Annotated in this window: 2 protein-coding genes; one reads left to right on the top strand and one right to left on the bottom strand. The window is 60.3% G+C overall.

The window, feature by feature from the left end; translation table 11 throughout:
- Window positions 1-276 (bottom strand): BglII/BstYI family type II restriction endonuclease (locus tag JHD73_RS27705; protein WP_269848309.1); only part of this gene is annotated, 276 nt, incomplete at its 3' end.
- Window positions 277-696: 420 nt separating this feature from the next.
- Here JHD73_RS27705 and JHD73_RS27710 point away from each other — a divergent pair.
- Window positions 697-1299 (top strand): recombinase family protein, encoded by a 603-nt coding sequence (locus JHD73_RS27710; protein ID WP_199033330.1) that lies wholly within the window; start codon window positions 697-699, stop codon window positions 1297-1299.
- Window positions 1300-1412 lie beyond the last annotated feature (113 nt).

A 1412-nucleotide genomic window follows, 5' to 3' on the forward strand; every position in this document is an offset into this window, starting at 1 on the left:
GCCCTGAGTGATCAGATCGACACGCCTTTCCCGCCACCCTAGCGCATTGAACATACCGTCGATATCTTTCGCGATGCCCCCGCGATTCCCACCTGCACGCAACCATCGACTAGGAACGAGCTGGAACGTGCGTAGAACATTAGTAATATCCGCCCATTCCTCCCCACAAACTGCCCGCAGCACAGCGGCAGCGGAGCTGGTTTCGTGGAACGCCCAACGCGCCCTAATTGCGGGATCGAGCACCATAGGGTCGTCGTAGGTCTTTGTCTCAAACATGCGTTGATAGGCGGGCGAAAAATAACGGCACATGGTACTACAAGGGACCTACCAGCCCCATGAGCGCGCGTGAGGCGCTGAATGGACCGCTTTTCGAATGCCGCCCCCGATTTTCCCGTCTCTTCTAACCCCAGAAAATTCGCGCGTACTGTTGGAGCGCCGCCGATATTGGGTCTCCCCCATACCCTCCCCGCCGAATGGACGGTCGAACTATAGACCCACCTTGCCGCGAGACGGGTACGACACAGCCAAGGGCCAGTCGGCCGCGAGGCACCTCTGCGTCGCCCAACAACAGTGTCAACTAGGTGTACCTATATGGCACCTTTCAAGCAAGGGGCCAGCATAGTGTCATTAGAGTTGACTGTCGGCTGACATCACCTCAATAATCGACACCATACCTCAATGACACCATAGACCCCTATGTCCCAGACCTTTTACTACGGACGCATCTCGACCACGGACGGGCAGACCATCGCTACCCAGACCACCGAGGCACAGACGCTTGGCATCCCGCAGGATCATGTACACGTCGATGAGGGCGTGAGCGGGTATCACGTTGCACCCGCCGACCGTCGCGAGTGGGCCATCCTTGAGCGCCGCCTGCGTCGAGGAGACGTGTTGGTAGTCCGCTGGCTGGACCGCATCTCCCGTCGCTACGACGAACTGCACGCCACCATGCGTCGCCTGATGGACAAGGGCGTAAAGGTCCGTTGCACGCTCAATGGGATGGAGTTCGATGGAGGCGCGACGGACGCCATCGCCAAGGCGACCCGCGATGCAGTGCTGGCATTCATGGCCGCACAGGGAGAGGCGGACTACCTGAACCGGCGCGAGATGCAGGCGCGGGGCATCGAGATCGCCAAGGGCGAAGGGAAGTACAGGGGACGCGTGAAGCAACATGACGACGCAGCCATCGTGGCTTATGTAGCGGCGGGTAACTCCTGGACCCAAGCACAGCAGGAGTTCAGCGTTAGCCGCTCGGCAGTGGCACGAGCGATAAGGGCCGCGAAGAATCCCACGTGACCCGAAACGGTACCGCAAGTGCCTGGGGGTTTCCCCAATAGAAGTCCCCACGGCTGGGCACAGCGACAAAATCCGACTTCCTTGTAGCCCTTGCGGGGCGCCGCGCTCAACCC

It is taken from the genome of Ralstonia sp. ASV6, assembly GCF_016429285.1.
GTDB classification, from domain to species: Bacteria; Pseudomonadota; Gammaproteobacteria; order Burkholderiales; family Burkholderiaceae; genus Ralstonia; species Ralstonia flaminis.